This window comes from Neisseria sp. P0006.S004, from assembly GCF_051963015.1.
Classification (GTDB): Bacteria; Pseudomonadota; Gammaproteobacteria; order Burkholderiales; family Neisseriaceae; genus Neisseria.
On the sequence record NZ_JBQCUS010000004.1, the window covers coordinates 90902 to 116655 of the forward strand.

At 46.4% G+C, this 25754-nt stretch carries 23 protein-coding genes, 1 tRNA gene and 1 riboswitch; of the genes, 18 read left to right on the forward strand and 6 right to left on the reverse strand.

The window, feature by feature from the left end:
* The first annotated feature begins 430 nt into the window (after positions 1 to 430).
* Together ACTHR2_RS07390 and ACTHR2_RS07395 are read left to right on the forward strand one after the other, a co-directional pair.
* Positions 431 to 715, forward strand: coding sequence for a PepSY domain-containing protein (locus tag ACTHR2_RS07390; protein ID WP_263338036.1), 285 nt, complete (start codon positions 431 to 433; stop codon positions 713 to 715).
* Positions 716 to 911: 196 nt separating this feature from the next.
* Positions 912 to 2732, forward strand: coding sequence for a Pycsar system effector family protein (locus ACTHR2_RS07395; protein ID WP_440375588.1), 1821 nt, complete (start codon positions 912 to 914; stop codon positions 2730 to 2732).
* A gap of 140 nt (positions 2733 to 2872) precedes the next feature.
* Here ACTHR2_RS07395 and ACTHR2_RS07400 read toward each other — a convergent pair whose 3' ends face one another.
* Positions 2873 to 3472, reverse strand: coding sequence for a CDP-alcohol phosphatidyltransferase family protein (locus ACTHR2_RS07400; protein ID WP_263338023.1), 600 nt, complete (start codon positions 3470 to 3472; stop codon positions 2873 to 2875).
* A gap of 71 nt (positions 3473 to 3543) precedes the next feature.
* Positions 3544 to 3589: riboswitch (PreQ1 riboswitch) on the forward strand.
* 3 nt (positions 3590 to 3592) lie between these two features.
* Between ACTHR2_RS07400 and queC the strand changes: the two genes are divergently transcribed.
* A complete protein-coding gene (queC, locus tag ACTHR2_RS07405; RefSeq protein WP_263338019.1) occupies positions 3593 to 4252 on the forward strand; it encodes a 7-cyano-7-deazaguanine synthase QueC in 660 nt (219 codons plus the stop codon).
* Between the two features lie 95 nt (positions 4253 to 4347).
* Here the strand turns inward: queC and ACTHR2_RS07410 are convergent, their stop codons facing one another.
* A complete protein-coding gene (locus tag ACTHR2_RS07410) occupies positions 4348 to 5409 on the reverse strand; it encodes a L,D-transpeptidase (protein ID WP_263338016.1) in 1062 nt (353 codons plus the stop codon).
* 139 nt (positions 5410 to 5548) lie between these two features.
* Between ACTHR2_RS07410 and rlmD the strand changes: the two genes are divergently transcribed.
* The 9 genes from rlmD (at position 5549) to ACTHR2_RS07455 (ending at position 14019) form a co-directional block, all read left to right on the forward strand.
* On the forward strand, positions 5549 to 6874 hold the full coding sequence (gene rlmD, locus ACTHR2_RS07415) for a 23S rRNA (uracil(1939)-C(5))-methyltransferase RlmD (RefSeq protein ID WP_263338014.1): 1326 nt from the start codon (positions 5549 to 5551) through the stop codon (positions 6872 to 6874).
* Positions 6875 to 6998: 124 nt separating this feature from the next.
* Positions 6999 to 8474, forward strand: a complete 1476-nt coding sequence (locus ACTHR2_RS07420) for a 23S rRNA methyltransferase (RefSeq protein ID WP_440375565.1) — start codon at positions 6999 to 7001, stop codon at positions 8472 to 8474.
* Positions 8475 to 8497: 23 nt separating this feature from the next.
* On the forward strand, positions 8498 to 9601 hold the full coding sequence (locus tag ACTHR2_RS07425; RefSeq protein WP_263338008.1) for a response regulator: 1104 nt from the start codon (positions 8498 to 8500) through the stop codon (positions 9599 to 9601).
* 10 nt (positions 9602 to 9611) lie between these two features.
* The gene (locus ACTHR2_RS07430; protein ID WP_003748733.1) at positions 9612 to 10148 is read left to right on the forward strand and encodes a GTP-binding protein; all 537 of its coding nucleotides are present in this window, start codon (positions 9612 to 9614) and stop codon (positions 10146 to 10148) included.
* A 1-nt stretch (position 10149) separates the two neighbouring features.
* Entirely contained in the window at positions 10150 to 10791 is a 642-nt protein-coding gene (locus tag ACTHR2_RS07435) for a hypothetical protein (RefSeq protein ID WP_003679679.1), read from the forward strand.
* A 39-nt stretch (positions 10792 to 10830) separates the two neighbouring features.
* Positions 10831 to 11190, forward strand: coding sequence for a roadblock/LC7 domain-containing protein (locus tag ACTHR2_RS07440; protein ID WP_003679682.1), 360 nt, complete (start codon positions 10831 to 10833; stop codon positions 11188 to 11190).
* Positions 11191 to 11288: 98 nt separating this feature from the next.
* Positions 11289 to 11364 (forward strand) — tRNA-Asn (locus tag ACTHR2_RS07445).
* A 245-nt stretch (positions 11365 to 11609) separates the two neighbouring features.
* Positions 11610 to 12005 (forward strand): hypothetical protein, encoded by a 396-nt coding sequence (locus ACTHR2_RS07450; RefSeq protein WP_440375566.1) that lies wholly within the window; start codon positions 11610 to 11612, stop codon positions 12003 to 12005.
* Positions 12006 to 12459: 454 nt separating this feature from the next.
* Positions 12460 to 14019, forward strand: a complete 1560-nt coding sequence (locus tag ACTHR2_RS07455; protein ID WP_263337993.1) for a TerC family protein — start codon at positions 12460 to 12462, stop codon at positions 14017 to 14019.
* Between the two features lie 63 nt (positions 14020 to 14082).
* On the opposite strand, the gene ACTHR2_RS07460 is transcribed toward ACTHR2_RS07455, so the two are convergent.
* Positions 14083 to 15186, reverse strand: coding sequence for an anhydro-N-acetylmuramic acid kinase (locus ACTHR2_RS07460; protein ID WP_440375567.1), 1104 nt, complete (start codon positions 15184 to 15186; stop codon positions 14083 to 14085).
* Positions 15187 to 15339: 153 nt separating this feature from the next.
* Here ACTHR2_RS07460 and ACTHR2_RS07465 point away from each other — a divergent pair, with 153 nt between their 5' ends.
* The gene (locus ACTHR2_RS07465) at positions 15340 to 16914 is read left to right on the forward strand and encodes an inorganic phosphate transporter (protein ID WP_063069138.1); all 1575 of its coding nucleotides are present in this window, start codon (positions 15340 to 15342) and stop codon (positions 16912 to 16914) included.
* Positions 16915 to 17260: 346 nt separating this feature from the next.
* On the opposite strand, the gene ACTHR2_RS07470 is transcribed toward ACTHR2_RS07465, so the two are convergent.
* The 3 genes from ACTHR2_RS07470 to secA form a co-directional block, all read right to left on the reverse strand.
* The gene (locus tag ACTHR2_RS07470; RefSeq protein ID WP_070460131.1) at positions 17261 to 17698 is read right to left on the reverse strand and encodes a ProQ/FINO family protein; all 438 of its coding nucleotides are present in this window, start codon (positions 17696 to 17698) and stop codon (positions 17261 to 17263) included.
* A 117-nt stretch (positions 17699 to 17815) separates the two neighbouring features.
* The gene (aroC, locus tag ACTHR2_RS07475; protein WP_440375568.1) at positions 17816 to 18916 is read right to left on the reverse strand and encodes a chorismate synthase; all 1101 of its coding nucleotides are present in this window, start codon (positions 18914 to 18916) and stop codon (positions 17816 to 17818) included.
* 132 nt (positions 18917 to 19048) lie between these two features.
* Positions 19049 to 21802 (reverse strand): preprotein translocase subunit SecA, encoded by a 2754-nt coding sequence (gene secA / locus ACTHR2_RS07480; protein ID WP_440375569.1) that lies wholly within the window; start codon positions 21800 to 21802, stop codon positions 19049 to 19051.
* Positions 21803 to 21956: 154 nt separating this feature from the next.
* Between secA and ACTHR2_RS07485 the strand changes: the two genes are divergently transcribed.
* The 5 genes from ACTHR2_RS07485 to dapE all read left to right on the forward strand — a co-directional run bounded on the left by ACTHR2_RS07485 (position 21957) and on the right by dapE (position 25751).
* Positions 21957 to 22379 (forward strand): DciA family protein, encoded by a 423-nt coding sequence (locus ACTHR2_RS07485; RefSeq protein WP_263337975.1) that lies wholly within the window; start codon positions 21957 to 21959, stop codon positions 22377 to 22379.
* A gap of 291 nt (positions 22380 to 22670) precedes the next feature.
* Entirely contained in the window at positions 22671 to 23249 is a 579-nt protein-coding gene (gene azu / locus ACTHR2_RS07490) for an azurin (protein WP_263337972.1), read from the forward strand.
* Between the two features lie 92 nt (positions 23250 to 23341).
* Entirely contained in the window at positions 23342 to 23851 is a 510-nt protein-coding gene (locus tag ACTHR2_RS07495) for a hemerythrin domain-containing protein (RefSeq protein WP_263337968.1), read from the forward strand.
* A gap of 34 nt (positions 23852 to 23885) precedes the next feature.
* Positions 23886 to 24506: a glucose-6-phosphate 1-dehydrogenase family protein gene (locus ACTHR2_RS07500; protein WP_063075616.1), complete on the forward strand. Its 621-nt coding sequence runs from the start codon at positions 23886 to 23888 to the stop codon at positions 24504 to 24506.
* Between the two features lie 111 nt (positions 24507 to 24617).
* Complete coding sequence (gene dapE / locus ACTHR2_RS07505) at positions 24618 to 25751, forward strand: succinyl-diaminopimelate desuccinylase (protein WP_440375570.1); 1134 nt, start codon at positions 24618 to 24620, stop codon at positions 25749 to 25751.
* Positions 25752 to 25754: the final 3 nt, after the last annotated feature.

Consider the following 25754-nt stretch of genomic DNA (forward strand, 5'->3'; position numbering starts at 1 on the left):
CCTAATAGTCATATTTTTTGAACAGTATCATGACATATCGAATAAATGCAATGACTATCCGATAGACGGACGAATGAAATGATGGGGAGATATGGTAAAAGATGGTTTCAAATTTCACTTAAAACTGATGACAGTGATTGTTAAAAGGGTTAGATAGGGGGGGATAACCTTACAAACTACTACCGACATATCATCATAAACTTTTTGTTTCGCCATTAATTTACGAAATACAGTCAGACGGGACTTATCGTTATCATATTATTGCCAAATTTTTTTTTCTTATTTCTTCTGGAAGGGAATCGCTTAGGCCGTCTGAATAGTTTTCAGACGGCCTTTACTGCGTTTAACCAAGTACTAATTAACTGCTAATTTTGTCATGTTTTAATACATCCATCGAAACCCGAATACACATTTAAAAAGAAAATCAAACATGAAAAAATTTTTATTGATCGCCATCGTTGCTTTGTCTGCTGCTACTGCCGGTGCCAGCGATTATATCGAACATAAAATCTACAGCGACAAAAACTTCGAGCAAAATCGTGCTAAAGCCGTAAAAATGTTGGAACAACGCGGCTATCAAGTCCACGATGTTGAAGCCGATAGCCGTCGCGGCCAGCCTGTATTGGATATCGAGGCTTTTAAAGATGGTAGTGAGTACGACATTGTTTTGTCTTACCCTGATTTGAAAATTATTAAAGAACGCATCGATTATTAATATTTCGATATAAAGTGGATTGTCGCAGGGCTTTTAGTTCTGCGACAGTTTGCTATTTAGGCATTTAAAGAATGTAAATTATCTAAAATAAATGAACTAAATATTCTTTTTATTTTCCATTTAATTCAAAGTGTTTGATGTTGGGAGTCATGATATGAGTTTGAATGATTGGAAGGAAGATGGTCGGCCGAAGCAGATGGGCGACCAAGAAAAACCTTTAAACGACGGCACAGCTGCCGAATCCCAACAGGATGTTGATTTTTGGGATCACAATCAAAACGGTGTTGTTGAAAACGAAGTTGAGGCTGTGGCTGACGCGGTAGAAATTCAGGAAACGGTAGAAGGTCAGGAAGTGGTTGAACATCCTGAGATGCCGTCTGAAAAAAGTGAGAAGAAGGCCAAACGTAAAAAAGACAAGGCGAAGAAGAAAAAAAATAAAGCCGAGGATTTGAATGCGTCTGATCTGTTGGGTACGAATAAGGGCGTGGAAACCATGTTCCGTAACGCTGTACGCTCGGAGATGGAATTGTTGGCGCTGGCGGCAACCAAAGCCAATATTATGATTTCGCTGAATGGTTTTATTGTTTCTGCGCTGATGATTTCGGGTGCGTTTATTTTTTCATCATCGCCCGAATTTTTGATTCCGGCCAGTACGTTTATGATTACTGCCGCCGCGTCTATCGTGTTTGCATTGCTTTCTGCTTCGCCGGAACGTATCGGCAAAATGCAGGCGGCGCGTACATGGTTTAAGGATTTTATCCGCGGACGTTCGAAACTGCGGGATTTGAAAACCCGCCTCAGCAGTACCGAAACGCGCTTTTTTGGTGGCAGCCAACCCAATATTTTGATTTATGAAGACCGTGTGAAACTGCAAAAAGATCAATATTGGGAAATGATGCAGGAGATTATGGGCGACCGTAAACAAATCTATGAAAAGATGAGCGACCATCTTTACTGGCTTGGTTTGTTGGCGGATAAACAGTTCAAATACATTAACTTATCTTACGCGGTATTCCGTTGGGGCTTGCTGGCTTCGCTGGCGGCATTTATCGGCGTGAAAACATTGCCGTCATTGCTGATGCCTCCGGACAACAACGCGGCAGAGCTGCGTTCGCTGGGAATCAATATGTTTAACGGCGTATTTGAACCTTCTGCCGTACAACAGCTTCCGGACGGCAAGTTGCTGATTGCGGAAGACGAACCCAACCATGCATTCAGTATCATCAGCATTGATAAAACCGGCAAGTTTGTGGAAGACGAGGCATTGGATACACGCGTGATTACCGGTTTCAAACGCCGTCTCAGCGACTTGGAGGCTTTGGCTCGCGACGATGAAGGCTTTATCTACGCGCTGACTTCACACTCGCGCACCCGTAAAGGCAACCGCTCGCCTGACCGCGAACACCTGATGCGCTTTAAAATCCAAGACGGCAATGTGTTGGGGCTGACCAGTTACGACAATTTGACGCAGGTTTTGGAAACCGATCACAAGCTGCATGATTTGATTCGCGAGCGAACCAAGGCAGAAGTTTCTTTTGAAGAAATCAATATTGAGGGCATGGCGTTTGATCCTGTGAAAAAACGTCTCGTTTTGGGCTTCCGTGATCCTGAGTTCAACAACATGGCTTTGGTCGCGTTTATCAGCAATCCGAAAGATGTATTTGAGCGCAATGCCAAGCCTGAGTTTGATGAAGTGGCCGTGATTGATATTGATGGCGGCGGTATCCGTTCCCTCAACTATGATCCTGTGTTGAAAACCTACGTTATCGCCAATGAAGTGAAGGATGAGAATGGACAGAAATTCTCACAACTGTGGACTTGGAGCGGTAATCCGACCGATGAACCGCAAAAAATCTCTCTGCCTAATCTGCAACACATCACCAACGTTGAAGCAGTCGATTCGATTACTATTAACGGCAAGCCACAGATGATTCTGATGGGCGATGAAGGTAATGCTTCGCAGAAAATTACTGCCAAGTATATGTTGGTAGATTACAGTCAGCTGGGTAAACAGTAAGTTATCTTGGCTGCTGAATAAAAGGCCGTCTGAAACCGATAGTTTATGGTTTCAGACGGCCTTTTTTGTTTTCAGTAAAACGGGGTGATGGGTTTAAATATTCTAATCAATGATGATTAACCCAAGAACGTGGATAAGTTTCAGACGGCCTTCAAGCCATTGATGACACGTTTATAGCAGGTATAAACCAATGCCGCGCAGGCCAGCCACATAAGGATATAGAAAGTCAGATGGAAGCTGCCGGCGATTGCATACCATACTGCCAATGCGCCGATAAAGAATGCGCGGTCGCTTTTGCCGAATGGCCCGTCATAACGACGGCCGTTGCCATGGACTTGTCCCAAAACGCCGCAAAATTCAGTCATTGCCGCCAGCCAAATAAACAGGGCAATTTGTACGCCGCCGAAGGGCGCGATAAAGGCAAAAGGCAGATACAAAGCAGCATCGGCGACAATATCAGTGATTTCATTCAAATAACCGCCTAGTGCAGATTGCTGGCCGAACTCCCGTGCCAACATGCCGTCCATCGCATTCAGCGCCATGCGGACAAACAACCAGATCGGCAAAAGCCAGAATAATGTGGATACATCTGCAAACAATGCTAAAAGCAAACCGATCAAAATGGAAACGGCGCAGGCAAACAGGGTAACCTGATTGGCAGTAATGCCTTTTTGATACAGTCGCTTAACAATGGGACGCAACAGGTTTTGGAATTTTGGTTTCAGGGCGTAGATGCTCATAATTATGCTATATAAAAGAAAATGAAGTGCCGTGATTATAGACGAAATCCGTTATAATTCGTCAATCTTCAAATCACGCGGTTCGCAAACCTCCCGCGTTAACAAAACTAGGAATTTACAATGGAAAAACAGCAAGCCCTCGTTATTTTTTCGGGCGGGCAGGATTCAACAACCTGCCTGATTCAGGCAATTCAAACATATGGCCGTGAGAATGTGCAGGCCATCACTTTTCAATATGGACAACGCCACGCCATCGAATTGGAGCGCGCGCGTTGGATTGCCCAAGATTTGGGCGTGAAGCAGACAGTACTCGATTTGAGCCTGATGCAGCAGATTACGCATAATGCCTTGATGGATGATACGGCATCCATTGAAACAACTTCAGACGGCCTGCCTAATACATTTGTAGATGGACGCAATGCTTTGTTTTTACTTTACGCCGCCATTTACGCCAAAGGGCGGGAGATACGCCATATCATTGCCGGCGTGTGCGAAACCGATTTTTCCGGTTATCCAGACTGTCGCGATGTGTTCGTCAAGTCGATGAATGTTACGCTGAATCTGGCCATGGATTACGCTTTTCAAATCCACACGCCCTTGATGTATTTAACCAAAGCGCAAACTTGGGCATTGGCGGATGAAATGGGTGTGTTGGATTATATTCGCGAGCATACGCATACCTGTTATAACGGTGTTGTCGGTGGATGCCATGAATGCCCAAGCTGTATTTTGCGCGAGCGCGGTTTGTCAGAATATTTGGAAAGTAAAAAGGCCGTCTGAATTAAGAGGGGCATATATTTCTAATATCCAGTTGTACGAAAAGGCCGTCTGAAAAATTCATTTCAGACGGCCTTTGGCTATGTATTTTGTTCTGCTTAGAACAGCAAATCTGCCGGTTCGCTACTTGCCGGAGCCTCTTTTACAGGCGCAGAGGCTGGGGCAGTAGCCGGTTCGGAAGCGGCTTTAGGTGCAGAAGCAGGAGCATCGGCCGGAGTGGTTGCCGGTTTGGCAGCAGGTTTTACCGGTTTCACCGGAGTCGGACGAACGCTTTGTTTCGGTTCAGATGCTGCCTTGTTTGCATCGTCGGTAGCATCGACTTCGATTTCAGTGCCTTGAGGCAATACCACATCTTTAGCAGGAGCTAGTTTCGGCATGACTTTAGGTTTGCTGTAAGCATCCGTGCCACTGGTCCATGCCAAAGATTTTAAAGGCGATTTGAGTTTCACGCCTTTGGCGCAGGTCAGACAGTTTGCTGCGCCGGTGCGTCCTTTCAGGATTGCATCCACACGCGCGGCAGGAATGGTTTTACCGTGCGCTTTTGCCCAGGCGGCAATGCTTTTTTTCAGGGCAGCCGTATCAAGGTTTTTCTTGTCGTACGGGTCACGATAGGCAGCCAGCCACAAGTTTTGGTTGGCATCTTCGTTCAGGCTTGCCATTTGGTAGATAACGGAGGCAGGAGAACCTGTTGCGATGGTTTTGGCAAATTCCAATGCATCAGGCGATTTCATGCGCACGCAACCATGGCTGCGGACGCCAGGTACGCTGGCAGGGGCATTGGTGCCGTGAATGCCAAGGCTCAATTTAGGGTCGCCAAGACGGACAAATACCGGGCCCAGCGGATTGTTTGGGCCGGCCGGTACGCTTTTTACGCCGTCATTGCGTTCTTTTTGGATGGATTTAGGGATATGCCAAACCGGGTTGTAGGCTTTTGCGCCGATTTTATGCTCACCCAAATTGGTTTGGGTCATGGCTTTGCCGACGGCAACGGGATAAATTTTGCTCAGTTTACCGTTGTCGTAGAGGAACAAACGCTGTTGCGTAATATTGATAACGACGTGTTGTCCGGAAGAAGCGGGGGAAACGTCTGGAATAAGTGTGTTTGCAGCAGCGGCTGAAGTTAAAAGGGCGGCTGTCAGGCCGAACAGTATTTTTTTCATGTCGTCTTTTTTTGTAGGGTTTGAAATGAAAGTTTTTGGCGCATGATACCTGAAACTCTGTGTTTTTGTGAGAAAATATGCGCTTTCGGTATTGGAAGACAGTCAAACGGTCGGGTAGCGGCTGAGTGACGGAAACGGTATGGGTGTGAAAGAACAGTATCAAGAGACGGAAGTTTTTTCTTTGGATTATGAGGGCAGGGGTGTTGCCAGAGTCGATGGGAAGACTGTATTTATCGGCGGTGCGCTGCCTGGAGAACGTGTAACGTTTGTCATACATAAAGAGAAAAAGCAGTTTGCCGAGGCTCAAGTTGAAAAGGTTTTGAAGGCTTCTTCCGAACGTGTCGAGCCGGCGTGTTGCTATTTTGATACATGTGGCGGCTGTTCGCTTCAACATGTTTCTTTCGGAGCGCAAGTTGCGTTAAAGCAACGGATTTGGGAAGAGCAGTTGGAGCGGATAGGTAAGGTCAAACCGGAGATAATTTTACCTCCTTTATATGGTTACTCCTGGTATTATCGCGATAGAGCACGTTTAAGTGTTTCGGTGGATAAGCAAGGCCGTCTGAAACTCGGTTTTCAGGCCAAAAAAAGCCATGATGTCGTCAATATCCGCCATTGCCAGATTTTGCCTAAACATGTGTCCGATAGATTGCCTGATGTCCGTAATTTGCTGCAAAAGCTGCATGATGACGGTGTAAAAGTAAAATTTGTTGAGTTTTATTGCGGAAAAAATTTGACGGTGCTCAACATTCGTTTCGTAAATCAACCGTTTGGACAAATATTAAGCGAATTGCGTAATTGGTTTGATAAGATATTGTCGGGTACTGAAAAGGCATGGCAAATATGGTTGCAAGATCATGCCGAGTCCTTGCCGTTTTACCCTGAGAATGCGCCAGCCCTGAACTATACTTTTGCTCAATTTGATGTGGAAATGCCTTACAAACCCGGTGATTTTACGCAGATTAATGCGCAGCTGAACGAAGTGATGGTGGCAAGGGCTGTCAGGCTTTTAAACCCTCAAAAAAGGGAGCGGATTGCCGATCTGTTTTGCGGTTTGGGCAATTTCAGTTTGCCGTTGGCAAAAAGTGGCGCATCGGTTGTCGGTATTGAAGGCGCTGATTATTTGGTAGATAGGGCAAGGGAAAATGCCCGCCTGAATCGTTGTGCTGAGAATATGACGTTTTCTGTTGCCGACTTGTTCGATACCGATGAAAAAACTGTTGAGTCATGGGGAAAATTTGACAAGATGCTACTGGATCCGCCGAGAAACGGGGCTTATGCTGTTGTCAAATCGCTACACAAACCGTTTTTGCCTCAGAAGATAGTGTATGTTTCGTGTAATCCATCAACATTTGCACGAGATGCCGGTGTCTTGGTTGATAAGGGCTATAAGTTTAAGGCAGCAGGAATCATGAATATGTTTGCACAAACCTCGCATGTTGAATCCATCGGTGTGTTTGAGTTGTAAATTGGTATCAAGTCCTTTATGTGAGTAGGGTTTTTAATGTAAAAATGAGTGCATTCATGTTATCATCATTCGTTTGGGGAATGAATAACGTTGAAGTTGCGTGTAAAGCAACAGATGTTAATAAATGCAGTTTGCAGCACAAGACCGGGAGGTGTTCTTGAACTATCAACTTTTAACTATTTTTTTGCTGGTGCTTTTTTTGCTGGTGTTGTTTTTTGTTCGTCATAAACAAAGTAACAATTCAGACAAACAAAGCGCGCATGCATCAAAAGGCGGCCATAAATCTGCCGCTTATACAGCCTCCTCTGAGGATGGAAGCGACTGGATTGAGAAAGTCAACCAGACAGTTTCCAATGCGGATAATCAAGACTGGGAATGGGGCGGAAGCGGCTCAAACGATGCAACAGCTTCTGTTTCCGCACAAGAAGTCGATCCGTTGACCGAATATCAGGTTTATAAACAGTTCGGCTATGAGAGTAAGGCTGCAGAGTCTTTGGCCGGTTATCTCAATACTTTGGAAGACGGCGCTCCGGAAAAGCTGGTTCATGAATTAATTGGTTTGAATCTGCGAGTTGGCAACATCGATATGCTGGCGGATACGCTTGAGCGCCATAGTGCTTCCCTTTCTGAAGACAGCGTAGCCGAATACCTGAAAGCCGGTCTGGCTTTGGATTCTACCAACCTACGCCTGCGTGTTTTCGCTGAGCATTATCTCGGTTGGAATATGCAGGAAGTGGACCGTCAAATTGGCGAACAAAGCGGTTTGGAAGTTGCTTCCGACGAGCATATTGCCTTTGAGAACGATTCGGTTGAACGCATTGTCGTTCCAGGTATGGGCAAACGTGCGCCTATCGTATTAGGCAAGAAAGATTTTGGCGAAATCAGTCCTGAAGAGATGGGTGCGGTTATTGGTTTTGCCAAACCGGAGCGCAGTGCAAAAATCCTGAAAGACAAGATTAGCTACGAGACTGCTTTGCATCAATACAACAAAGCAATCCAAACTTCTGCGAAGCCTGCTGGTCTCATTATCGATGCCTTGCGTCTGGATTATCAGAATGAAGAAGTAGGGCAGTTTGCCAAGCATCTGTGGAAGCTTTACCACTCCTTGGGTCAATATGGCCGTCAAGTAAAAGAACGTATGCTTGGTTGGGGTTATAGCCTTGGTTATCACGAAATTTTTGATGATTTGGAAAAAGGGCCGTCTGAACAGCAAATTAAAGAGATTGGCTTAAAACGCGGTTATATTCAGCCAAGTTCTTTACAGATGAAAGCCAAATATCGGGAGTTGGTTCAAAAAGACTCTTCGATTATCAGCGCCAGCTCTTCACCAGCTGATGAAGCTCTGAAAGAAGTGGAATCTTTGTTGGCCTACGGTCAGTTGGATTTGGCCATCGGTACTTTGGAACAGGCTGTTTTGCAGTATCCTCAAGAATCGCAGTTGTACATTATCTTGTTTGATTTGTACGAACGCGTTGAAGATTGGGGACGTTTGGAACAATTTCTGCGCTTGTTGCGTGAACGTGTTGTCAGCCTGCCTGAAGAGGTTGTTTTGGCAATGAGCCGTCTCTTGCAACGAATGAACCAATATTCAAAAAAATAAGATAATCGTAGAAAGTACGAGTGATGAATAATCATTTACCAAAAATTAAAACCATACGGGTTATGTTACAGGAGATGGGTGAGCAACAGCAGGCGGTATTCCGTATGGCATTTAAAATGCACAATACGACGAATTACGTCATCGTTTCCCCTGATTCTGATGAAAAACCGGATTTGGTATTGGTTGATACCGATACTCCGGCAGGTGTAGAAGCTTGGAAAGAGTCGAAGAAAACTTATCCGGAAGTACCTGTGGCTATGTTTTCTTCCGAGTTGCCGACAGTAACGACCCCTTATTTGGCTAAGCCGGTCAAATTCGATACCTTGTTTCCTGTTTTGCGCAGCCTGGCTCAAGGCAGCAATGTTTTTGAGCCGTCTGAGCAACAAGCGGCTGAAGAGAATAAAAGACAATCTAATTCCGATGGCACAAGAAAAGCAACCATTCGCCGATTTAATCCAAATAAAGGCTTGTTGGGCGCGCTGAAATTTGCCAGTCAAGGACACCAAGATATTGCCGTCTTGCATGAAGGTAAGCCGATATTAATCGTGTTTCCTAGTATCCAGCGAGTACTGTTGACAGTCAGTGCCAATGAGTTGGAGAAATTGTGTAAGAACGATAACTTGGCTGTTGTGTGTAAGGCTGTTCCTGATAATCCTCAATGGAAAGAAAAAGCCAAAGTCACCATTATGTCATGCTTGTGGCAAATGGCTATTTGGACTGCATCAGGCCGTCTGATTTATCCGATGACGCCGCAAACTGTCTTTACACTCAAGCGTTGGCCAAACTTAACACGTTTGGCACATGTTCCGGAATCTATGCGTTTGTCGGCATTTTTGACGAAAACATCTGTTAATCTGAACATCCTCTATAAAGTCATGCCTTTGGAAATGCCTGATATTTTGAACTATTTATCGGCAACATATATGACAGGCTTTTTGGCGACAGATACAGAGTTTGCAACTGATGCGAACAATACGCCTTTGTTGAACGAACAGATTGATGTGAATAGCAAAGACGTACCTGAAACAGCAATGAGCAAAGAGGCTCAAAAAATTGCCGGTCCGTCGAAAGAACAACCTCGCGGTCTGTTGCAACGCCTGATGCGTAAGTTGCTGGGTAAATCGTAAAGGACACGTCATGAAAGAAAATAAAATTATCTTTACCGGTCCTGTTGGCGTAGGTAAAACCACTGCAATTTCAGCTTTATCTGATGAACCACCGGTTCAAACCGATGCATCTGCATCTGATATGACACTTGTCCGCAAGGGGTACACAACTGTAGCAATGGACTACGGTGTCATTCATTTGGATGAGGAAACTAAGGTTCACCTTTATGGTACGCCTGGTCAGGAGCGTTTTAATTTCATGTGGGAAATTCTGAGCCAAGGCAGTATGGGCTTAGTGCTTCTTTTGGATAATACAAGAAGCAATCCATTGAAAGACTTGCAATTCTTCTTGGATGCATTCCGGGAGTTGCTGAAAAAAGCACCTCTGGTTGTAGGGGTAACGAAGATGGATATCCGATCTTTACCAAGCGTGGATGTTTATCAAAAATATTTAGCACAGAATAATTTTAATGTACCGGTTTTTGAGATTGATGCGCGTCGAGAAGACGATGTAAAACAATTGGTTACTGCCATGTTGTTCTCAATTGACCCCGGATTAGAGGTATAAGATGGAAGCGACACTCTCTTTACAAGCAAATTTATATCCTAAGATTACACCGGCGGGTGCGTATTATGCTGTTTCAAGTGATACGCCCAGTGCCAGCAGAACTTTATTGTATGGTCTGTTGCGTGCAGAGCCGTCTGAAACCATCAGCAGCGAAAAAATCTTGGCGTGGGCGGATACCAGCGACATCAATACCGCTTTGAACCTGCTATACCGCCTCCAACGCTTGGAATTTTTGTATGGTGATGAAGAAATCAGCACAGACGATATCCATTTGACTGACGAGCAATTGCCTACATTATTGGAACAGTTGTCCAATTCTGGCAAAGCTTTATTGGCTGATGAAAACGGTTTGTATTTTGCCAATGCCAATTTCCATCACGAGGCTGCGGAAGAGTTGGGTCTTTTGGCGAGCGAAGTGGCCAAAATGGAAGACAATCACCGTCTTTTGATTCGCAATAACCTGCATATCAATAATAGCGCATGGGGTATTTGTGATCCTTCAGGCCAAAGTGAATTGACCTTTTTCCCGCTGTATATTGGCATGACCAAGCTGATTTTGGTAATTGGCGGAATGCCTGACTTAAATAAAGAGGCTTTTGTTACTTTGGTTAAAGTGCTGTACCACCGATACGGCAGCCGTTGATTTTTGCCTGACCGATATTTATTTTAGAATGGAGCGACTATGCAACAACTATTAATCTCTGTATTAAGCGATTTGAACAATACCTCTGCTGATATCACTGCTTCTGCAGTTATTTCTACGGACGGCCTGCCGATCGCAACCATGCTGCCTTCCCACTTGAATGCAGATCGTGTAGGTGCGATGTCGGCAACGCTTCTGGCATTGGGCAATCGTTCCGTACATGAGTTGGCTTGCGGTGAGTTGGATCAGGTAATGGTTAAAGGTAAAAATGGCTATATTCTGTTGAGTCAAGCAGGTGAAAATGCAGTGTTGGCATTGATGGCAAAAGAAAGCGGTAAATTGGGCTTGATTTTGTTGGATGCGAAACGTGCGGCCAAACAAATTGCTGAAATCTTATAAAAGTTTTATAAATTAAAAAGATATAAAAATATTTTTGTTTTTATATAGATTGTTGCTTGACAGGTTTCTGATATTTTCTATATAATTCCATCTTTAATTCCCCGATAGCTCAGTCGGTAGAGCGACGGACTGTTAATCCGCAGGTCCCTGGTTCGAGCCCAGGTCGGGGAGCCAGATTTGAAAACCACCATCTTGTATGGTGGTTTTTATTTTATCTATTGGTTAATATTTTAAGATATTTTGATGATAATTGATTAAATGATTACACTTAATTCATCAGCCTTTATAGGAACAAATCATCGAGGTTACATCACAACCATCCATGTGAAAAGTGGAAAAGACTTTTGAAGATCTATAAATCGTAGCAATCCAAAAGATAAAACAATTTATGAAGTAAAATAATTTATGAAAGGTTAAAAATGATTTACTCAGCAAAGCTAAAAAAAATGGATGAAATAATTGAGGAATTTGCATATTTTTCTATAGAAAATAACAATCTATATTGTTTCCTTAATTGTTGTCCAATGGCTATTGAAGTGAATAAAGTTTACAATGTGGAACTTGACTATTTCATTATTGATGAGTTTATATTGGAAGAGGTTAATACAGATGAATCTGTTATTATTCCTTTTGAAAGAATAGGTGATAGTGCACAATATAAGATAACAGGTAGGTTAGATGGCAATACATTTACAGCTGGAAATATTTGCTTTGAAGATGATGCTCTTCAATTAGAATATTCTTATTTAGATGGCAGATTAATTACTTTAACTGTATGGAGATTAAGTATATCCGTAATTTCTGAAAGAATATAATCGTTATATTTTCTAAGAAAATTATTGTCTATATAAACCGTGCCGTCTGAAAAAATCCCAATTTTTCAGACGGCTTGAGACCTTAGTAAAAAAACCTAAGTTTTTACCCAGGCATTTAGGGGGTTTCTTATAAGAATCTTCTTTCGGCAAACCGAACAAACCATGATCACCAAATATATCGACCGATTCCTTTTGTTAACGCTGGAGAAAGTGATTTGTTGGCAGCTGTAGGCTGTTTTTAAAAGAAAATATGCTGTCGGACTTTGCCTTTCTTGCGTCAAACTGATAAACTGTTTGCCATTATTTTTGACTGGGGCATAAATTTTTCATGAAAGACGCAGAGCAGAGTAGTTGTTATACCGCTTCTTTCCCTTTATTTATGCCCGAAATTTGGCAGTCTGTCCGTTTTAAGCGGAACGGCTGCCTTTTTGTATTTTAAAGGAACGCAATCATTATGGATTTCAGTTGGTTGGCCGAGCCGCATACTTGGATAGGCTTTGCCACGCTTCTGGTTTTGGAAGTTGTTTTAGGTATTGATAACCTTGTTTTCGTAGCAATTTTGGCAAACAAGGTCAAACCGTCGCAACGGGATAAGGCGCGGATAACGGGCTTGGGGTTGGCTGTCGTTATTCGGATTTTCATGTTGGGCTTTATGGCGCACATCATGACGCTGACGCGTCCTTTGTTTGAGCTGGGCGGCTTGGAGATTTCCGGTAAAGACATGATTATGTTTGCCGGAGGTATTTTCCTGCTTTATAAAGCGACTACCGAGCTGCACGAACGCCTTGAAGGCCACAATCAATTTGCGGTTGCTGAAGGGCAGAAGAAGCATTCTTCTTTTTGGGGTGTTGTGGCGCAAATCTTGATTTTGGATGCGGTTTTCTCTATCGATTCTGTTATTACGGCAGTGGCGATGGTGGATCATATTGTGGTGGCAATGGGTGCAGTGGTTGTGGCGATGACGGTGATGATTTCCGCCAGCAAACTGTTGACCGCCTTTGTGGACAAGCATCCGACTGTTGTGATGTTGTGTTTGGGTTTCTTGTTGATGATTGGTTTCAGCCTGATTGCGGAAGCCTTCCATTTCCATATTCCGAAAGGTTATTTGTATGCGGCGATCGGTTTCTCGATTTTGATCGAACTGTTTAATCAGGTTTCGCAAAAGAATGCCCGCAAAAATGACTACATCAGCACTTCTTGGCGTAAGCGTACCGCTGAAAATGTGTTGGGCATGATGGGTATCCGCGAAAGCATTTTGGCAAAAGCAGGCGATAATGGCGGCGATGACGAGCATTTTGAAGAAAACGAAAAATCCATGATTCGCAGCGTGCTGACTTTGGCGGAGCGTCCGATTATGGGTGTGATGATTCCGCGTCGGGAAATCGAAAAATTGGATATTTCCCAAAGTCGGGAAGAGCAAAATGCGCAGCTGAAAAATACGCCGTATAGCCGTTTGTTGGTTGTCGGTAAGGCAGGTGTAGATGAGCCTTTGGGCTATATCAGTAAAAAAGATTTGCTGAACCAGCTGCTTGAATCAGGAGAAATCAATATTCAGACGGCCTTGCGCCAGCCGTTGATTTTGCCGGACAGTACGACGGCATTGAATGCGATTGAATTGTTCCGTCAAAGCAGCGCGGATTATGCCTTGGTGGTGGATGAGTTTGGTGCGGTGTTGGGCATGGTGACCATGAAAGATTTGTTGGAAACCATTGCCGGTGAGTTCCCAGAGGAATTCGAGCGTGAGGAAGAGGAAGCTGCTCCAGCCAGCCAGGATGAAACGCTGTCTGTGGATGGTGCATTGGAGTATGTGGAATTGGCTTCCCAGTTAAATCTACCTGCTCAAGAGGAAGACGCGGACTTTCATACCGTTGCCGGTTTGATTATGGAAGAATTGCAAAGTATTCCTGATGTGGGTGATTTCATCGATTATCATGGCTGGCGTTTTGAAGTGGTTGAGAAGGACGGACAACGGATTGCCCGTGTAAAAATCAATCGTTTACCGGAAGAAGAATAAGTAAAGACTAATATAGTAAAGGCCGTCTGAAAATGTTCAGACGGCCTTTTTATTGATTCAATTTTAGTTGCCGTAATGTCCTGAGCCTAAGATTCGGTGTGAATGTGCGCCGGTTGCATGGTGGGGATTGCTCGGGACTTGATTGCACCAACAGGCTGCAAGCCAGGCAAAAGCGGCGGCTTCTACCCATTGCGGGTCAAGATGGAGCTTGGCTGTGCTGTGCAATTTGGTGTTGGGAGAAAACAGGGTTTCCAAGTCTTGCATCAAAACCGGATTGCGAATGCCACCGCCGCAGATATAAAGATGATGAATCTCCGGAGCAGCTTGTTTGGTCGCATCAAAAATGGTTTGTGCGGTATAAAAGACCAATGTGCGTATCACATCTTCCGGCTTTTCATTACCTTTCAGACGGCCTTGAAGCCAGCTTAGGGAAAACAACTCTCGGCCTGTACTTTTGGGATAAGGGCGGCTGAAGTAAGGATGGTCGAGTAGGTTAGCGAGCAGGTCGGGGAGGATTTTGCCTTGTGCGGCTTTTTCCCCGTTTTTGTCGTAAGGCTGCTGCCAGATATGTTGCATCCATGCATCCATCAGCATATTGCCGGGGCCGGTATCGAAGCCGAAAGAAGGGCTGTCGGGTGGAAGGATGCTGATATTGGAAATGCCGCCAATGTTGAGTACGGCGCGGGTTTCATTCGCATCTTGAAACAGCGCTTCGTGAAAGGCTGGAACGAGGGGTGCGCCTTGGCCGTTGCAGGCAAGGTCGCGGCTGCGAAAGTCGCCGACAGTGAAAATGCCGGTCAGTTCGGCTAACAGGGAGAGGTTGACCAGTTGAATGCTGTAACCGTGTTCAGGCGCATGGCGGATGGTTTGTCCGTGGCAGCCGATCGCGGCAATGTCTTTGGCCGACAGGTTTTGTTCTGCTAATAGTTGTTGGACGGTTTGGGCGTATAGGCGGCTGAGTGTTTGCGCCAGGATATTGCTTCTGTGCAATTCATTTTCGCCTATGTCTTGCAGTGCCAACAATTCTTGGCGCAGGCCGTCTGAATAGGGTAGAAAGCTGTGGGCAACGGCTCGTTGCCATTGCTTGCCCTGCATTTGAATCAGTACGGCATCGGCACCGTCCATGCTGGTTCCTGACATGATGCCGATATAGTATTGGGGTTGCATTTCGGTTACAGAAAGAGAAGGTAAAACGACATTTTAACGCCTTTTGACGTTTTTACGGGAATTTCGGCATTTAATGTAAATAGTTGGTGCAAGAAAGATTACAAAAAGGTTAAAATAACGCGACTCAACATGTTTTCCAAAAGGAAACTTTCCATGGCTCAAACTCAGTCGAGTGCGAACTTGAAGCTGATTAATACGGTTTTTGCCGCTATGCTTGTGAGCATGGTCGGCTATTTTATTTATTGGGGCCTGGGTTATACCCACTACAACCACTCTGGCCTGTTTATCCTTGCTACCTTTTTCGGCGTCTTCATGGCGTTTAATGTGGGTGGTAACGATATTGCCAACTCTTTCGGTACAAGTGTCGGCTCCGGCACATTGACCATTCCGCAAGCCTTGCTGATTGCGGCAGTATTTGAAGTCAGCGGCGCAGTGATTGCCGGCGGTGAGGTAACAGATACCATCCGTAAGGGTATTGTTGATTTGAACGGCATGCATCTGGATCCGATGCAATTTGTCTTTATTATGATGTCTGCGCTTTTGGCTGCGGCATTGTGGCTGCTTTTCGCATCACGCAAAGGCCTGCCGGTTTCTACGACACACGCCATTATCGGCGGTATCGTCGGTAGCGCCCTGTGTATGGCGGCATTGAACGGTGTGGATTCCGTTGCGCTGATTCAATGGGACAAGTTGGGCGAAATTGCCTTGTCTTGGATTTTGTCTCCGGTATTGGGCGGCATCGTTTCCTATCTATTGTTTTCACGAATTAAGAAAAACGTTTTGGACTACAACTCTTGGGCCGATAATACACTGAAAGGCATCAAGCTGGAGAAGAAGGCCTATAAAGAAGAACACCGCCTGTTTTTTGAAGCCTTGAGTGAATCTGAAAAAGTCGAATACGCCACCAAAATGGCGCACGATGCCCAAATTTATGATGAGCCGGACTTTGATCCCGAAGAGTTGCAGTCTGAGTATTATCGCGGCCTGTACCGCTTTGATAGCCGTAAGGGTGAAGTGGATTCTTACAAAGCCCTGCATTCCTGGGTACCGTTTATTGCTTCTGTCGGCGGTATGATGATTGCAGCCATGTTGATTTTCAAAGGTCTGAAAAATCTGCATTTGGGCATGAGCAATGTTAACAGCTTTCTGACCATTTTCATGATCGGCGCGGCTATTTGGATGGGTACGTTTGTATTTGCCAAAAGTTTGAAACGCAAAGATTTGGATAAATCGACTTTCCAAATGTTCTCATGGATGCAGGTATTTACCGCTTGCGGTTTCGCATTCAGCCATGGTGCGAACGATATTGCTAATGCGATTGGTCCATTTGCCGCGATTATGGATGTGTTGCGTACCAACAGCATTACCGCTCAAAACGCCGTGCCGCCGATTGCCATGTTGACTTTCGGTATCGCTTTGATCGTCGGCTTGTGGTTTGTCGGCAAAGAAGTGATTAAAACCGTAGGCACCAGTTTGGCAGAAATGCACCCAGCGTCAGGCTTCTCAGCCGAGCTTTCTGCTGCCGCCGTCGTGATGGCCGCATCATTTATGGGCTTGCCTGTTTCCAGTACCCATATCTTGGTAGGTGCAGTTTTGGGTATCGGCTTGGTTAACCGCAATGCCAACTGGAAATTGATGAAACCGATCGGCCTTGCTTGGGTAATTACCTTGCCTGCCGCTGCCGTTTTGTCTGTTGTCAGCTATTTGGTTTTGCAAGCCGTATTTTAACTGACTATTTGATTTAAAAAGGCCGTCTGAAAGATATTTCAGACGGCCTTTGCTTAATTTTGTAAGGGATAAATTTTAATTTGTTTTCACGATGCATAAATCATGCTGTTCAATGTTTGAACTGATACAAGAATAATCAAGGTAATAGAGAAATACCTTATTGGGAATATTTTAGAAAAGATTTTGGTTTCAAAACTTGGCGTAGTGAGGGCAAATAAAGCTATTTTTAATCAGCCTACTATCAGGTTAAGGCAATAAAAAAGCCCCAATTCATCGACGTTAAAGATGTCGTATTGAATTGGGGTCTCTATTTATTTAGTGCAAGCCTTATCAGGCCGTCTGAACATTATTCAGCAGCTTCGTTGGTCTCAGCTTGAGTAGGAGCTACTTCTGCTTCTGTAGTAGCCTTAGCGGCTTGACGTTCGGCTTGTGCAGCCAATGCCTGTTGAACGGCTGGGTGCTGTTGGGCAATGGTTTGTTCTTCTGTACTGACTTCGCCTTTGAAGCGGTTGTTCAAGTCAAAACGTTTGCCGCCGCGAGCCAGGGCTTTCAGATAGCGCGGACGGCGGCAGTGGTTGGCCAGTACGCGTGCAATCAGTGCTGGGTCGTATTGGGGCAGGGCGGCAACCAAGTCTTGGTCGATACCGACGGCCAACGGTTTGAATCGTTTGAATACATCATATTTGCCGTAAATGTGGTCGGCAATCATGTCTGTCTGTTTTTTCTTGCTCATAGTTTGGACGGCAGATTTCAGCGCAGCGCCCAAAGCGGTTTCTTGTGCCATTGCGGTTGTATTCCTCTAATATAAATCCGTATTTTCGTCATACGGCAATAAGGTGCTATTGTAGTATAAAGACTGTGATTTGGCTAAATTTTTCTGAGAATATTCAGAAATAAACGGTTATTTTTCCAATTTGGCAATGTCTGGTGTATTAACCTGAACATCGGCATTTTGCGCACGATGGCGTAAGGCATGGTCAATCAATACCAATGCCAGCATGGCTTCTGCAATCGGAGCAGCGCGTAATCCGACGCAGGGGTCGTGGCGGCCATGTGTAGCAAGTTCGACAGGGTTGCCCTCTATATCAATGCTGTGGCGCGGTGTGGCGATGGAACTGGTCGGTTTGATGGCAATATTCACATGAATGTTTTGTCCGGTGCTGATGCCGCCCAAGATGCCGCCTGAGTGGTTGGACAGGAAGCCTTGAGGCGTGAGCTCGTCTCCATGTTCGCTGCCGCGTTGCGTTACACTATCAAAACCTGCACCGATTTCAACGCCTTTGACGGCATTAATGCCCATCATGGCGTAGGCAATTTCTGCATCGAGGCGGTCAAAAACCGGTTCGCCCAAGCCGACAGGGACGTTGGCTGCTTCGATATGAAGTTTTGCGCCGACAGAATCCAATGATTTGCGCACGCTGTCCATATAGTTTTCCAAGTCCTCAATTTGGCTTTGGTTGGCTGCAAAAAAAGGATTTTGGGAAATATATTCGTAGCCTTCAAACTGGATTTCTTTTTCGCCGACTTGGGTAACGTAGGCGGTGATTTCCGTACCGAATTTTTCTTTCAGCCATTTTTTTGCAACTGCTCCGGCTGCAACGCGGGCAGCGGTTTCACGGGCGGAACTTCTACCGCCGCCGCGATAGTCGCGTGTACCGTATTTGTGCCAGTAGGTGTAATCGGCGTGTCCGGGACGGAAGCTGGTGGCGATATTGCCATAGTCTTTGCTACGTTGGTCGGTATTGCGGATCAGGAAGGCGATGGGTGTGCCGGTGGTTTTGCCTTCGAATACGCCGGAGAGGATTTCAACTTGGTCGGCTTCGCGGCGCTGGGTAACGTGGCGGCTGGTGCCGGGTTTGCGGCGGTCAAGGTCAAATTGGATATCCGCTTCGCTCAATTCTAATCCGGGTGGGCAGCCGTCAATGATGCAGCCCAAGCCTGCGCCGTGGCTTTCGCCGAAAGTGGTAACGGTAAAGATTTGTCCGAAGGTATTGCCTGCCATAGGGATACTCTTTTGAAATTGGGTTTGGAAATTTTTTGCTGATTTGGATAATTCTCAGGCCGTCTGAACAGATGTGAGAACGAAATCAAAGATTCTCGTTTCACCGTTCAGACGGCCTTTTGAGATGACTGCTTAGTTCAATTTACCGTGGCACTGTTTGTATTTCAGGCCGCTGCCGCAAGGGCAGGGATCGTTGCGGTGAACAATCAGGCCGTTTTGTGCAAGCGCTTCAGGGCTGAAGTCTGTGCCGTCAGGGTCGAACGCTTCGGTAACCAAATCGGTTTGCGATTGGCCGAGCAATTCTTCCATATCAGGCGCATCGGAGTGGACGGTTTGAACATCGCTGACGCTTTGTGCGGCGGTGTGGTCGTATTCGCTGTTGCGCTCGATTTGAACGGCAGTCAGCAAAGCGGCAATGTTTTGTTTGATACCGCGCCACAGATTTTCAAACATGGCGAAAGCTTCGCGTTTGTATTCCTGTTTCGGATTTTTCTGAGCATAGCTGCGCAGATGGATACCTTGGCGCAAGTAGTCCATAGCGGCGAGGTGTTCGCGCCATTGGTTGTCGATAACTTGCAGCATAACATTGCGTTCGAAGTCTGACATAGCCTGTTTGCCGACCAATTCGACTTTTTCGGCATACTCGTCTTCGATGCGCTTGATGAGGCGTTCTTTAATGTCTTGGTTGTCCAAAGTGCTGTCTTCTTTCAGCCAACCTTTAATATCGACATGCAGGCGGAAATCGGCGGCAAGTTGGTGCTCCAATGCCGGAATGTCCCATTGCTCTTCCATGCTGTCAGGCGGGATGTGGTAATCAACCAAGTCGCTGATAACGTCGGCGCGGATTTCGCGGGTCAAATCGCTGACGTCTTTGCTGGTCAGGATTTCGTTGCGTTGATGGTAAATCACTTTACGTTGGTCATTGGCAACGTCATCGTATTCCAAAACTTGTTTACGCATATCGAAGTTGCGGCCTTCGACTTTACGTTGTGCGCCTTCGATTTGACGGGTCAGCAGGCCGTGTTCGATGGCAACTCCGCGCTCGGGTGCCAGGCGGTTGAGGATGGCTGCGGCACGGTCGAGTGCAAACAGGCGTAGCAATGGGTCTTCAAACGACAGATAGAAACGGCTGGAGCCGGGGTCGCCCTGACGGCCGGCACGACCACGCAACTGGTTGTCGATACGGCGGCTTTCATGGCGTTCTGTACCGATAATGTGCAAACCGCCTGCGGCCACAACTTGGTCGTGTTCGGCTTGCCAACCGCTTTCAAGGGCAGAAATTTGCGCTTGTTTTTGCTGTTCGCTCAGGGTTTCATCGGCATGGATGGCTTCGATTTGATGTTTGAGGTTGCCGCCCAAGACAATATCGGTACCGCGGCCGGCCATGTTGGTGGCAACGGTAATTGCGCCGACTTTACCGGCTTGGGCCACAATCAATGCCTCGCGCTCGTGTTCTTTTGCGTTCAGAACGTTATGCGGCAGACCTGCTTTGCGTAACAAGTCAGAAACCAGTTCGGAGTTTTCGATGCTGGTTGTACCGACCAAAACCGGTTGGCCGTTTTTATGGCATTCGGCGATATCTTTGACAACAGCTTCAAATTTTTCTTCGGCTGAGCGGAAGATTTGGTCGTTGAAGTCTTTGCGTTGTACAGGACGGTTGGTCGGGATGATGACGGTTTCGAGGTTGTAAATGCTTTGGAACTCGAAGGCTTCAGTGTCGGCCGTACCGGTCATACCGGACAGTTTGCTGTACAGGCGGAAGTAGTTTTGGAAGGTAATAGAGGCAAGCGTTTGGTTTTCGCGTTTGATTTCTACGCCTTCTTTGGCTTCAACGGCTTGGTGCAAGCCTTCGGACCAACGGCGGCCGGCCATCAGACGGCCTGTGAATTCGTCCACAATCACGATTTCACCGTCTTGAATGACGTAATGTTGGTCTTTGTGGAACAGGGTGTGCGCGCGCAATGCAGCCATGAGGTGGTGCATCAGGGAAATATTGGCTGCAGAGTAGAGCGAATCGTTTTCCTGCAATAAGCCCATTTGGGTCAGGATTTGCTCGGCGTGTTCGTGACCGGCTTCGCTCAGGATAACTTGGTGTGCTTTTTCATCTACCCAGTAATCGCCTTCGCCTTCTTCGGTTTCTTGGCGGATAAGGTGGGCAGGAACGGCATCCATTACGCGGTAGAGCTGGATGTTGTCATCTGCCTGGCCGGAAATAATCAGCGGCGTACGCGCTTCGTCGATCAGAATGGAGTCCACTTCGTCGACAACGGCAAAGTTCAATTCGCGCTGAACTTTGTCGTATTGGTCGGTAACCATATTGTCGCGCAGGTAGTCGAAGCCGAATTCGTTGTTGGTGCCGTAAGTAATGTCGGCACCATAAGCGGTTTGGCGTTCGAAAGGTTGCAAATCGGCTACGATCACGCCGACGCTCAAGCCTAAGAAATTATACAACGGCTCCATAATGCCTGCGTCACGGGAGGCGAGGTAGTCGTTGACGGTAACGACGTGTACACCTTTTCCTGACAATGCATTCAGGTAAACGGCAAGGGTGGCCACCAATGTTTTACCTTCACCGGTACGCATTTCGGCGATTTTGCCGTTGTGCAGGACCATACCGCCGATCAGCTGTACATCGAAGTGGCGCATGCCCAATACGCGGCGGGATGCCTCGCGGCAGACGGCAAAGGCTTCAACCAAAATATCATCTAGCGTTTGTCCGTCAGCGAGGCGTTGTTTGAATTCGGCGGTTTTGGCCTGTAAATCTGCGTCGCTCAACGCTTTCATCTGTTCTTCGAGTGCATTGATTTTAGCAACGGATTTACGATATTGTTTCAGCAGGCGGTCGTTGCGGCTGCCGAAGATTTTCTTAGCAATGTTTGTCAGCATGAATAATTCCTGCGCCTTGATATAATAGTGGGCGAAATTGGGATTTTAACACAAGCGCTTGTATAACGCGGTAATGCTGTTTGAAATAAAGGCGGTTTTGCTGTATTTCAATTGTAATTGTTTGGTTAATTTACTGAAAGGCCGTCTGAAATATATGGATTTAGCACAATTGGGCAAGCGCGATCATTTACTGGCGGGTTTGTTGCAACAATCGCAACAATGGCGGAAATTGGATGCAAAAGTCAAAACGGTTTTGCCGGCCAACCTGCATCCGCATTTTCAGACGGCCTGCGTAGAAGACGAAAGATTGGTTTTGCTTGCTGCCAACAATATGGCTGCTTCGCGTTTAAAAATGATCCTGCCTGCCATGTTGCCTAAGTTGCAAGCATTGCATGACGGAATACGCGAAGTGGCGGTCAGGGTGGTCCCCAAACCGCCTCCTCAGCCGAAAACCAACAGCTTGCGATTGAGCGAGGCTGCTTTGGACAGCTTCGATGCAGCTGCGGCCAAATTGGAAGGCAGGCATCCCGAATTGGCAGCGGCATTGGCAGAATTGGTACGCAAACACAGCCGCTAAAATCATGCTGAATGAGGTTATGGTTAATAAATGTTAAAATTTATTTCATTTGACTGATAGCATCTAATACTAAAGAAATACGACCTAAACAGTAACTGTTTTCTTTTAGGTAAACTGATGTAAACTTGGCCTGAAATTTTGATTTCGTGTGAAGTTTGTAGCAAAATAACGCCTGAATTTCTTATCACTCTGCGTGAATAAGTTTAAGTTTGACATTTGCCTTTGTTAATATATTCGCGCGGGTTCTATTAATGGAACTTAACAAGACTCTCATCATTAGGAGATACATCAATGAAAGCTTATCTGGCTCTGATTTCCGCTGCCGTTATCGGCTTGGCTGCATGCTCTCAAGAAGCTGCAAAACCTGCTGAAGCACCTGCTGCTTCCGCTGCTTCTGAAGCTGCTCCTGCAGAAACTACTGCACCTGCCGATGCCGCTCCTGCCTCTGAAGCTGCTCCAGCCGATGCTGCCGCCGCTCCTGCTGCCGGCAACTGCGCAGCTACTGTTGAAGCCAACGACGCTATGCAGTTCAACACTAAAGAAATCCAAGTAAGCAAAGCTTGTAAAGAATTCACCATCACTTTGAAACACACCGGTACCCAACCTAAAGAAAGCATGGGTCACAACATCGTCATCGGTAAAGCCGAAGACATGGACGGTATTTTCAAAGACGGTGCCGGTGCTGCTGCAACTGACTACGTTAAACCTGACGACGCACGCGTTGTTGCTCACACCAAACTGGTTGGCGGCGGCGAAGAAGCTTCCCTGACTCTGGATCCTGCTAAATTGGCTGGCGGCGAATACAAATTCGCTTGTACCTTCCCAGGTCACGGCGCTTTGATGAACGGTAAAGTTACTTTGGTTGACTAATCCGTCTAAAGCTCGAAAACAGACAGCCTGCCTTGCGCAGGCTGTTTTGTTATAATCTGGAAACATTAATTTAAGAATAAAACCTCAAAACCATGAATCCGTTTGAAACCAAAAGCGTTACTTTTGCCGAACCCATTGAAATGCTGTACGCCTGTCATGGCAAAGTGCGCCGTTTCTGCAGCCAGGTTGCCATGTTGTCGGACTATATTGCCGAAAACGGCTGCAATCAAATCGTTTTGCAAACCATCTGCCAGATTGCCCAATATTTTAATGTTGCCGCGCCGTTGCACCATGAAGACGAAGAGGAAAATTTCTTCCCGCTTCTATTGCAATATGCGCCGCAAGCTCAAGAAAGCGTTGACGAGCTTTTGCGCCAACATATCAGCCTGCACAACAACTGGGACGGCGTAGCGGCTGAATTTGCCAAGCTTGAAGCGGACAACGCCTATGTCCCCGATGCGGAAACGTTCAAACGCTTTGTCGCAGGATATGATGTTCATCTGGCGATTGAAGAGCCGCTGTTTGATATGGGCAAAACCTTTATTCCCAAAGAAAAACTGACCGAAATCGGCGAAATTATGGCCGCACGCCGCCGCAAATAAGGTCGTCTGAAACAATCGTCTCAAGGAATACACTATGCTGACCCCAAAAAGTTGCGATTTGTTCAATATCCCTTTTTTCCAGTTTTCCCAGCTTAAAAAATACCAGCCTGAAAGCATTCCGCAAATCAAGGCAGACTATAAAGAAAACTGGCAGGTATGGCAGCAGCTAATCCAGCAGGTTGCCGCCGAATTGGGTGCACCGTTCGCGCCGCCGCATATCGAACGCTGGTGTAACGGCTGGCAGGTTCGCGCTCATTTCTTTGCGTATTTCAAATACGAACAATATAAAAATTCCGCAGCGATTTTATCGATTTTGCTCAACCGCCGCCGTTTGAGCGTCAGCTTGGACTGGCATTGCTATAAAGCTGATGTTTCCCCCATTGCGTTGCCTGATTACAACCGCTGGCTGGATAATTTTGACACTGAAAAATACGCTTCCTTCGATATGTGGCACGGTGCGGAAAGCGAATATGACGATTATCGTACCGTCGCCCAACAAAGCGACGGCGATAGAAAGCTTCGAGACGACAAAGATTTCTTCTGTATCGGGAAACACATCGAACGCGATGATTTAGGCAAGCAGGATGTCGTGAAATGGATAGTGGAAACAGTGGAAGACTTACTGCCGCTGTATGAAGCTTGTCATGGAAAATAACTCAGAATACTGAAAGGCAGACTGCCTATTCAGTATCTTCAAATAAACTCAAGGCCGTCTGAAAATTATATTCAGAACGTTTCAGACGGCCTGTTTCTCAAAGTGAACACAATGACCGAAATCCAATCCCTAGAGCTTGCCAAAGAGCTGATTTCCCGCCCGTCCGTTACGCCGGATGACCAAAACTGCCAACAACTGCTGGCCGAACGCCTGCAAAAAATCGGTTTTGCCGTAGAGGAGCTTCATTTTGGCGACACCAAAAACATTTGGTTACGACGCGGTACGCAGGCTCCGGTGTTCTGCTTTGCCGGACATACCGACGTCGTGCCGACAGGCCCTGTTGAAAAATGGGATTCGCCACCGTTTGAACCGACCGAGCGTGAAGGCCGTCTGTATGGCCGCGGCGCGGCGGATATGAAAACCAGCATTGCCTGTTTCGTTACCGCCTGCGAGCGATTCGTTGCCGAAAATCCCAATCATCAAGGCAGCATCGCGCTCCTGATTACTTCGGACGAAGAGGGTGATGCGCTGGACGGTACGACCAAAGTCGTCGATGTGTTGAAAGCGCGCGGCGAGTTGATTGATTACTGTATCGTCGGTGAACCGACTGCCGTGGATAAATTAGGCGATATGTTGAAAAACGGCCGCCGTGGCTCGCTGTCGGGCAATCTGACCATCAAAGGCAAGCAAGGCCATATTGCCTATCCGCATTTGGCCATCAATCCTGTGCATACTTTTGCCCCGGCCTTGCTGGAGCTGACACAAGAAGTCTGGGACGAAGGCAACGAATACTTTCCGCCGACCAGTTTCCAAATTTCCAATATCAACGGCGGCACAGGCGCGACCAACGTCATTCCGGGCGAGCTGAATGTCAAATTCAATTTCCGTTTCTCTACCGAGTCCCCCGAAGAAGGTCTGAAACAACGTGTCCACGCCATTTTAGACAAACACGGCGTGCAATACGATTTGCAGTGGTCTTGCTCAGGCCAACCTTTCCTGACTCAGGCAGGAAAACTGACTGACGTGGCACGCGAAGCCATTGCCGAGATTTGTGGCGTTGAGGCTGAATTGTCCACCACCGGCGGCACTTCGGACGGACGCTTTATTAAAGCCATTGCTAAAGAACTCATCGAATTAGGCCCGTCCAATGCGACCATCCACCAAATCAACGAAAACGTATGTTTGGAAGATATTCCGAAGCTGTCGGCAGTGTATGAAGGTATGTTGAAACGTTTGTTGAAGTGAAAA